Raw genomic sequence first — 8,876 nt, 5'->3', positions numbered from 1 at the left:
GCAGCGCCGCAGGCGGCTTGTCGCCGTTGAAGCCCTGTTCGAGCCGGACGGTCTCCAGGTCCTGCTCGGTCCGCGGCGAACGGGAGACCAGGGCGCCGGGCGGCGGCCCCGGCGGCCGGCACCGCCGGGGCGCGCCCGGGAGCGCCGCCGTCCTGGGAGTGGGACGGGTGACGGCGGCGGTGGAGCGGCTCGAAGGAAAGTGTTCTAGAGGTTAGAAAACTCTGTCCAGTTGTTTAGGAGAACATCTTGAGATAAGTTCAGGCGGAAATGTCATCATTTCCCGCTTAGTTGGCCCCGCGGCCATTTCCGTGGGACCCCGGAAGAGGTAGTAATGTCCCTCCCCGTGTCACCGACCCTCGACTCGCTCCTGGAGTGCCCGCCCGGCCTGCTCGACATGACGTTCGACCAGCTGCGGACCCTGCTGGTGGTGCACGAGACGGGCTCGGCGCTGCGGGCGGCCCGGGTGATGGGGCGCGAGCAGTCGAGCGTCCAGAAGCAGCTCGACACGCTGAACCGCAACAGCCAGGTGCTGTGCGGCGAGGTCCTGACCGTCCGGCAGGGGCGCGGGAAGGACTACCTGTTCACCCCGACCGGGGAGACCACGGTCGAACTCGCGCGCATGACGTTCGAGAAATGGCTGGAGTCCATTCACTGGAGCCGGCGCCGCCTCGGCCGCATGCTGACGGTCGGCACCACCGAGTTCACCCTGCCGATCGTCTCCCGGGCCTGGGACCGGGTCTCGGAGGAGTTCCGGCAGCGCGAGGTCGAGTTCAAGGTCGCCCACGTCCGCACCAAGGACCTGTGGTCGCGGCTGGAGACCCGCCAGGTCGACCTCATCTGCGGCAGCATCGTCAGCACCCCGGAGGGCGACCTGCGCCTCCAGGAGTACGAGGTCGTCGAGTACGCCCGGGGCCAGGCGCTGCTGCTCACCAACCTGCCCGAGGGCGAGCTGCCCGACACGCCGGTGCAGACCAGCCGCCTCGGGCGCATCCCCCTGGTGGTGCCGCCCGCCGGGCTCGTCGCCGACCTGCTCGCCACCTGGTACGGGACGAACTTCCGCGAGCGGCTCAACGTCGTCGCCGACATCGACGACGTGCACTACGGGCTGTCGCTGCTGCGGTCCGGGTTCGTGCGCGGCTGCATGATCGTCACCGGTTCGATCGGGCGGGGCATGGCCGCGCAGGAGGACCCCGACGCCGTCCCGCTCCGCGCGATCGGGCTGGACGACGACCTGGAGCCCAGGGCCGAGTTCATGACGGGCGCCTTCGTCCGCCGCGCCGACCTCGAACGCTACGACGCGGGCCACCCCCTGAACCGCCTCTGGGACGCGGTCAGGGAGGACGTCCGCACCTACACTCCGCTCGCCTGAGCGGCACCGCCCTACTTGATCTGGTTGTCGACCACGTCGAGGGTCGGGCGGGCGCCCAGGTGCTGCATGGCGCGGGCGGCCAGGCGGCAGCCCGCGGTGAGGGCGTCGGCCGGCTGCTTGCCGTCCAGCCACGGCGGGAGGAACCCGGCGACGAACGCGTCGCCGGCGCCCGTGCCGTCGATGATCTTCTCGACGGGCTCCGCCGCGACGGTGACCGGCTCGGGACGGCCGTTGGTGTACCACAGGGCCCCGTCGGCGCCGCTCGTGATCACGACCTGCGGGTACCAGGCGGTCAGCACCTTGGCGGCCTGCTCGGGCGTGTCGCGGCCGGTGAGGATCTCGGCCTCCTTGGCGTTGACGACCAGGAGGCGGGCGCCCTGCGTCCACTCCAGGAAGGGCTCGGCGCCCATCCGCTTGAGCGGGGAGGACGAGCCGCCGTCCACGGAGACCGACATCTGCGCCTTGCGGGCGATCTCCAGCGTGTGGATGGCCGCCTTGCGGGACCCCTCGTTGATCAGGGCGTAACCCGACAGGTGCAGGTGGGTGCCGCCGGAGAACAGGTCCTTGCAGCGCTCGATGTCCTCCGGAAGGAGGGCGGCGTTGGCGCCGGGATCCGACAGCATCGTCCGGTCGCCCTTGTGGGTGACCATGACCACACAGGTGCCGGTGGGACGTTCCTGGTCCATGACGAGGCGGGCGTCGACGCCGTAGCCCATCAGCTCCATGTCCCGGTTCCGGCCGGCGATGTCGGAGCCGCGGCGGCCGACGAAGGCGGCGTCGGTCCCGTCCACGGCGAGCCATGCGGCCACGTTGGCGCCGGAGCCGCCACCGTGCGTCGTCACGGCGGCGGGCGTGTCGCTCCCCTTGGCCAGGGGATACGCGGCACGCGCCACGGTGTCTGTCATAAGATCGCCGACCACGACCACGCGCGTCATGGAGTCATCACCTCGATCAACACGGCCCGCGCGAGCGGCAATTCTTGGGCGTGTGCTTGACCGTAACAGCTTCGGAGCCCGGATTAGGTCTCGAACGCGCAGCGAAACCGAGGAAGCCGGTTTTTTCGTCGCGGGACCGTGACGCATCCGTGCCTTACCCTCGGGTACGTGACCGAGCGTTATCCGGATCAGTGGGAGGCCGACGTCGTCCTCAGCGACGGCGGGACGGCCCATCTGCGTCCCATCTGCCCCGAGGACGCCGATCTCCTGCGCGCGTTCCACGCGCGGCTGTCCCCGGAGTCGATCTACTACCGGTTCTTCTCGCCGCGCCCCCAGCTGTCGGACCGCGAGATCGAGCACTTCACCACCGTCGACCACGACCGGCGCGCCGCGCTGATCGCCACGATCGCGGGGGAGATGGTGGCGGTCGTCCGGTACGACCGGCTCGCCGACCGGCCGGAGACGGCGGAGGTGGCGTTCCTCGTGGAGGACGCGCACCAGGGCCGCGGGCTCGGCGCGGTGCTGCTGGAGCACATCGCGGCGGCGGCGCGCGAGCGCGGGGTGCGCCGGTTCGTGGCGAGCGTCCTGCCCGACAACCGCCGGATGACCCGGGTGTTCCGGGAGGCCGGGTACCGGGCGGAGCAGCGCTTCGAGGAGGGCGTGATCGAGCTCGTCCTCGACCTGGAGCCGACCGACACCTCGCTGGAGGTCATGACGGCGCGCGAGCACCGGGCCGAGGCGCGCTCGATCCAGCGGCTGCTGTTCCCGCGGTCGGTGGCGGTGGTCGGCGCGAGCCGGGCCGAGCACAGCGTCGGCCGGACCGTCCTGCGGAACCTGCTCGCCGGGGACTTCAGCGGGCCCGTGTACCCGGTGCACCCGACGGCGGCCGCGGTGGCCGGGGTCCGCGCGTACGCGTCCGTCCTGGAGATCCCGGACGACGTGGACCTCGCGGTCGTCGCGGTGCGGGCCGACGCCGTCCACGAGGTCGTGGAGGAGTGCGCGGGCAAGGGCGTGCGGGGGCTGGTCGTCGTGTCCTCCGGCTTCGGCGAGGTGGGGGAGGAGGGACGGGCCGCACAGGAGCAACTGGTGCGGCTCGCGCGCGCCTACGGGATGCGGGTCGTCGGCCCCAACTGCCTCGGCATCGCCAACACCGACACCGACGTGCGGCTGAACGCGACCCTGGCGCCGACCCTGCCGGGACGGGGCCCGGTGGGGTTCTTCTCCCAGTCCGGTGCGCTGGGCATCGCCATCCTGCAGCGGACGGCCGCGCGCGGTCTCGGGCTGTCCACGTTCGTCTCGGCGGGGAACCGGGCGGACGTCTCCGGCAACGACCTGATGCAGTACTGGGAGGAGGACCCGGCGACCAGGGCCGTCCTGCTGTACCTGGAGTCGCTGGGCAACCCCCGCAAGTTCGCGCGGCTGGCGCGCAGGCTCGGCCGCCGCAAGCCGATCGTGGCGGTGAAGAGCGGGCGCAGCACGCAGGGCGTCCCGATCGGGCACGCGGCGCGGGCGCTCACGCTGCCCGACCACGCGGTCAGCGCGCTGTTCGAGCAGGCCGGCGTGATCCGGGTGGACGACCTGGCGGAGCTGTTCGACGTGGCGCAGGTGCTGGCCTACCAGCCGCTCCCGGCGGGCGACCGCATCGCGATCATCGACAACTCCAACTCGCTGGGCCTGCTGGCGCAGGACGAGGCCGTCGCGCTCGGGCTGCAGGTCCGGCCCCGCATCGACCTCGGCCCCCGCGCCGACGCCGACGACTACGAGGCCGCCCTCGCCGGCGCGCTCGACGACGACACGGTCGACGCGGTCGTGGCGCTGTTCACGCCCCCGACGATCGGCGGCTACGACGTGCGGGTCCCCGAGAGGATCCTGCGGCTGGCCGCCGAGGGCCGCAAGCCGATCGTGGCGACCTACCTCGGCACCGAGGGCATGCCCGCCGACCTGCGCGTCACCGGCCCGGACGGGATGCCCGCGGAGGGCTCCGTGCCGTCCTACACGGCGCCCGAGGACGCCGTCCGGGCGCTGGCGTACGTGATCCGGTACGCGCGGTGGCGGCGGCGCCCGCCCGGCCGCATGCCGGTGTTCGAGGACGTGGACCGCGCCAAGGCGCGGGAGCTGGTCGCCGGGTGGCTGGGCGACGGCGGCCCCGTGGAGGTGGCGCCGGAGCAGGCGGCGGAGCTGCTGGCCTGCTACGGCATCGGGCTCGCGGGCGGGACGGACGGGGTCGCGACCCGCATCGTCGTCAGGGAGGACCCCTCGTTCGGGGCGCTGATCTCGTTCGGGATCGCCGACGAGACCGCCGAGCTGCTGGACGACCGCGCCTACCGCCTGTCGCCGCTGGCGGACGCGGAGGCAGCGGAGATGATCCGTGCGATCCGCACGGCCCCGCTGCTGCTGGGGCACCGCGGCGCCGATCCGGTGAACCTCGGGGCCCTGGAGGAGCTGCTGCTGCGCGCGTCCCGCCTCGGCTACGACCTTCCGGAGGTGGCGCGGCTGGAGCTGAGCCCCGTCATGGTGGGCCCGTCCGGGGTCGCGGTGCGCGCGGTGACGCTCACGCTGGAGCGTCCTCTGGGGCCGCGTCCCGAACTGGAGCCGCGCCGCCTGTGACTCCGGCCCGGAGGCCCGGGGCCTGAACACCGGCCCCGGGCCTCTGGCGTGCCCGCCGTCAGTCCGGAGGCGGGGGAGGGCTGGGCTCCGGCGTCGGCGGGACGGGGTCGGGCGCGGGGCCCGGCGGGAACGGTTCGGGCCCCGGCGGGGGCGGGGACGGCTCCGGCGGCGGTCCGGGAGGCGTGGGCTCCGGCGGCGGGCCTGGCGGCACCGGCTCCGGCGAGGGACCGGGCGGGACCGGTCCGGGCGGCCGCGGCGCGGGCCCCGGGGCGGGGCCGGGCGGAGGCTCGGGCGGCACCGGGGGCTGCGGGGGAGGCGCCGGGTCCGGCGTGGGCGGGGGCACCGGCGGCGGGGTCGGCAGTGGATGCTCGTCCATGCCCACCCTGTACCCCGCACGCGGACGTTACCCGCACAGGGGCGTCACCCCGCACACGGACATATGACCGCGTGCCGCGGCGCTCATGTGCGCGTCCGGCCCCGGACAGGGCAGGATGGGTCCATGAGGGAAACCCGAGCGACCGTCAGTGGTCTGCGCACGGCCATCGAGCGCAGCGGTTACTACCCGGCCCTGGTCGCGGACGCGGTCGAGTCGGCCGTCGGGGACGAGCGCGTCACCGCCTACGTGGTCCACCACGAGGCGACCTTCGACCCCGCGATGGAGGTCCGGCGGCACGTGACCGTGCTCGTGCTGTCGGCGAGCCGGCTGCTGGTGTGCCACACCGACGAGCACCCGCCCGGCGAGGGCATGACGCGGCCGCACGCGTCCACCACCACCGAGGCCGTCAAGCTGGAGCGCGTCCAGTCGGTCGCGGTGACGCGGGTCGTCCCCGACCCGGCGTCCTACGTGCCCGGGGTGCCGCCCACCGAGGTCGTGCTGACCATCGGCTGGGGCGCCATCGCCCACATCGACCTCGAACCCGCGACGTGCGGCGACGAGAACTGCGAGGCCGACCACGGCTACACCGGCAGCGTGACGGCCGACGACCTGTCGCTGCGGGTCAGCGAGGCCGCGGACGGCGCGGACGCCGTGAGCCAGGTGCTGGCCTTCGCCGAGGAACTGTCCGCCGTGACCGCACGGTGAGCGCGGCCGCCGCCGAGCGGCGCGGCGGGCCCGGCCGGGAGGAGGGGGCGGCCCTCTCCGAACCGCCCGTCCCGCGGTACGGCGAGGGCGCGCTGTCCGACCTGCCGTCCTCCGCGCTGGCCGCGCTGGGCGTCCCGGACGCTCCGAACGTCCTCGGGCTGCCCGCCGTGCCGCGCGTCTGCGTGCTGCTGGTCGACGGCCTCGGCTGGGAGCAGCTGCGGGCCCATCCCCGCGAGGCGCCCTTCCTGAACGCGATGGACGGCGGCCCGATCACGGCCGGGTTCCCGGCGACGACCGTCAGCAGCCTCGGCTCGCTGGCCACCGGCGCCCCGCCCGGCGAGCACGGACTGCTCGGCGTGCAGATCGCGATCCCCGGCACGGGGCGGCTGCTGAACTGCCTGCGCTGGGAGGACGACACCGTCGAGCCCGAGACGTTCCAGCCGGTCCCGACGGCCTACGGGCGGGCGGCCGCGCACGGCGTCGAGGTCGCCTACGTGGCGGAGCCCCTCTACCGGGGGTCCAGCCTCAGCCGCGCCACCACGCGCGGCGCCGACTACATCGCGGGCCGCGGCCCCTACCAGCTCGCCGACCGCGCCGGGCAGGCCCTGCGCCGCGGCGACCGGGCCTACGTCACCGTGTACTACGCCGAGCTCGACGCGACCGGCCACAGGTTCGGGGTCGGCTCGGCCGACTGGCGGCACATGCTCCGGTACGTCGACGGCCTCGCGCAGCGCCTCGCGGAAGGCCTGCCGCCGGGCTCGTCCCTGCACGTCACCGCCGACCACGGCATGGTCGACCCGGACGAGCGGATCGACGTCGACGCCGTCCCCGGACTGGCGGAGGGCGTCGCCCTGCTCGGCGGGGACGCCCGCGCCCGCTACGTCTACAGCGAGCCGGGCGCCCACGCGGACGTGCTCGCCGCCTGGACGGAGACGCTGGGCGACAAGGCGTGGGTCGTGAGCCGCGAGCACGCCGTCGGGAACGGCTGGTTCGGCGCGATCGGCCCCGGCATGCTGGAGCGGATCGGCGACGTGGTCGCCGTCCCGCGCACGGGCCTCGCGATCGTGGCGTCCGAAAGGGAGCCGTGGCTGGACCAGATGGTCGGCATGCACGGCTCCCTCGTCCCGGCCGAGCAACTGGTGCCGCTGCTCACCGCGTCCCGGCCCTGAGATCCCGCGGAGTTGAGATGAACCCGGATTCGCCCCTCCCTAATCGGGGCAACGGCGGCCAAACTGGCGATGTGCACCCTCTCATCGAAGTGCCCGCGCTGGACCGGCTGCTCCGACGGCAGGCGAACGTGGTCCTGCTGGACGTCCGATGGCATCTGGCGGGGCCGCCGGGGATCGAGTCCTACCGCAGGGGGCACCTGCCCGGCGCCGTGTTCGTCGACCTCGACCGCGACGTGGCCGGGCCGCCCGGTCCCGGCGGCCGCCACCCCCTGCCGGACCCCGCCGCCTTCGAGGCGGCGATGCGCCGCGCCGGCGTCTCGGCCGACAGCCTGGTCGTGGTCTACGACGACGCCGACTCCACGGCCGCCGCCCGGGTGTGGTGGTCGCTGCGCTACTTCGGGCACGAACGGGTCCGCGTCCTGGACGGCGGCCACCGCGCCTGGACCGAGGCCGGCCACCCGGTGAGCACCGACGAGCCCGAGGCCAAGCCGGGCGACTTCGTCGCCCACCCCGGCGGCCTGCCCGTCCTGGACGCCGAGGGCGCCGCGGAGCTGGCCCGCGCCGGCGTGCTGCTGGACGCCCGCGCCGCCGAGCGCTACCGCGGCGAGCAGGAGCCGGTCGACCCCGTGGCCGGGCACATCCCGGGCGCCCGGAACGCTCCCACCTCCGGCAACGTCGGCGTCGACGGCCGGTTCCTGCCGCCCGGGCTGCTGCGCGAGCGGTTCGCGCAGCTCGGCGCCACCGACGCCCTCGACGTCGGCGCCTACTGCGGCTCGGGCGTCACCGCCGCCCACGAGATCCTCGCCCTCCACCTCGCCGGCATCCCGGCCGCCCTCTACGTCGGGTCCTGGTCGAACTGGGTGGCCGACCCCGGCAACCCGGTCGCCGTCGGCGACGGCTGACTCCGGGGTCAGCCCGCCCCCATGGCCAGGAAACCGGTCGTGGCCGGGGTCCGGGCGATGGCGGCCAGCGCCCGCGAGGGGCTCTTCCCGGCCGCCAGCGCGGTGTGGAAGGCGGTCATGAAGGCCGGGGTCGCGTCGTCCCGGACGGGCAGGACGCTGGCGATCACGGTGGCGGTGCCCAGGGCCAGCAGGGCGCCGGCCATGCCGAGGACGGCGTCCCCCTCGTCGGCGCGGCCGATGTCGCACGCGGACAGGACGATCAGGCGCGGCGGATCGGCCAGCTCGTCCAGGTCGTGGACCATGAGGGGGCCGTCGGCCAGGCGCAGCCGGGAGAACAGGGCGTTGCCCTGGTGGAACTCGCCGTGGGCGGCGATGTGGGCGAGGTCGGCCCCCTCCAGGGCTTCGCGGACGGGTTCGGCGCGGGCGTCCGGGCCGTCCAGGACGGCGGCGCCGGGGTGGAGGCGGCGGAGGGCCGCGATCTCGCGGTCGGCGTGCAGGAGATCGGGGCCCGCCACGAGGACGGTGCGCCCGCCGGACGGGGCGCGCGTGCGGGCGTGGAGCCAGGCCCCGGCGGACGGGACGACCGCGAACGGGCGCCCCGCCAGGGACGGGAGCGCCGCCCACGGCAGGCCGTGCAGGACCCCCGTCGGGGCGATGACCAGCTCGCGGTCGCCGAGGACGGGGCGGAGCGGGGCGAACAGGAGGCGGTCGAGGCGCTCGGCCGCGCCCGTGAGCGAGGAGGGCCCCGGCTGCCACCGCGCCGTGCGCCGTCCAGGATCGGCGAAGACCGCGTCGAACCCGGCCGGGTCCTCC

7 protein-coding genes are annotated in these 8,876 nt (G+C 74.7%); 5 read left to right on the top strand and 2 right to left on the bottom strand.

Annotated features, from left to right (window positions below):
- Positions 1-343: 343 nt before the first annotated feature.
- Positions 344-1,369, top strand: coding sequence for a LysR family transcriptional regulator (locus tag AB0K37_RS37900; protein ID WP_363989853.1), 1,026 nt, complete (start codon positions 344-346; stop codon positions 1,367-1,369).
- A gap of 11 nt (positions 1,370-1,380) precedes the next feature.
- Here the strand turns inward: AB0K37_RS37900 and AB0K37_RS37895 are convergent, their stop codons facing one another.
- Positions 1,381-2,304, bottom strand: coding sequence for a sugar kinase (locus AB0K37_RS37895; RefSeq protein WP_363989850.1), 924 nt, complete (start codon positions 2,302-2,304; stop codon positions 1,381-1,383).
- Positions 2,305-2,472: 168 nt separating this feature from the next.
- On the opposite strand from AB0K37_RS37895, the gene AB0K37_RS37890 reads away from it, so the two are divergent.
- The 4 genes from AB0K37_RS37890 (at position 2,473) to AB0K37_RS37875 (ending at position 8,063) form a co-directional block, all read left to right on the top strand.
- Positions 2,473-4,911 carry a GNAT family N-acetyltransferase gene (locus tag AB0K37_RS37890; RefSeq protein ID WP_363989847.1) on the top strand — a complete coding sequence of 813 codons (2,439 nt, stop codon included), beginning with the start codon at positions 2,473-2,475 and terminating at the stop codon, positions 4,909-4,911.
- Between the two features lie 499 nt (positions 4,912-5,410).
- Complete coding sequence (locus tag AB0K37_RS37885) at positions 5,411-5,992, top strand: DUF5998 family protein (RefSeq protein ID WP_185026304.1); 582 nt, start codon at positions 5,411-5,413, stop codon at positions 5,990-5,992.
- Entirely contained in the window at positions 5,989-7,161 is a 1,173-nt protein-coding gene (locus AB0K37_RS37880; RefSeq protein ID WP_363989844.1) for a nucleotide pyrophosphatase/phosphodiesterase family protein, read from the top strand. The genes AB0K37_RS37885 and AB0K37_RS37880 overlap by 4 nt, the downstream gene beginning before the upstream one ends.
- A gap of 71 nt (positions 7,162-7,232) precedes the next feature.
- A complete protein-coding gene (locus tag AB0K37_RS37875) occupies positions 7,233-8,063 on the top strand; it encodes a sulfurtransferase (RefSeq protein WP_363989841.1) in 831 nt (276 codons plus the stop codon).
- An 8-nt stretch (positions 8,064-8,071) separates the two neighbouring features.
- On the opposite strand, the gene AB0K37_RS37870 is transcribed toward AB0K37_RS37875, so the two are convergent.
- A partial coding sequence (locus tag AB0K37_RS37870; protein WP_363989838.1) for a CHAT domain-containing protein occupies positions 8,072-8,876 on the bottom strand: 805 nt, incomplete at its 5' end.

The organism is Actinomadura sp. NPDC049753 (genome assembly GCF_040674655.1).
Lineage (GTDB): Bacteria > Actinomycetota > Actinomycetes > Streptosporangiales > Streptosporangiaceae > Spirillospora > Spirillospora verrucosospora.
Note: the sequence above shows the minus strand (reverse complement) of the source record. Positions and strands in the feature narration are given on the sequence as shown.